The organism is Actinomadura sp. NBRC 104425, from assembly GCF_030269545.1.
GTDB lineage: Bacteria > Actinomycetota > Actinomycetes > Streptosporangiales > Streptosporangiaceae > Spirillospora > Spirillospora keratinilytica.
In genome coordinates, this window is sequence record NZ_BSTN01000128.1 from 1 (window position 1) to 372 (window position 372).

Genomic DNA, 372 nt, shown 5'->3' on the forward strand with positions numbered 1-372 from the left:
TGCTGCTGGGGGTGTTGAAGGCGGGGGCGGCGTATGTGCCGGTGGATCCGGGGTATCCGGCGGCGCGGATCGAGTTCATGCTGGCCGACGCCCGCCCGGCGGTCGTGGTGTGCACGTCGGCCACCCGGCATGTCGTGCCCGAGGGGGCTGACGTCCTCGTGGTGAACGGTGAGCTGGTCGGCGGGGATGGTCCGAAGGCCCCTGAGGTCCCGGTGGGCGTGGACGACGTGGCGTATGTGATCTATACGTCGGGTTCGACGGGTCGTCCGAAGGGTGTGGCGGTCTCGCACGGGGCGATCGTGAATCGTCTGCTGTGGATGCAGGACCGGTACCGGTTGGACGGTTCGGACCGGGTCTTGCAGAAGACTCCGG

Annotated in this window: 1 protein-coding gene; it reads left to right on the forward strand. The window is 68.5% G+C overall.

From position 1 onward, the window contains the following. Nucleotides 1-372 (forward strand): AMP-binding protein (locus QSK22_RS33410; protein ID WP_502872405.1); only part of this gene is annotated, 372 nt, incomplete at both ends.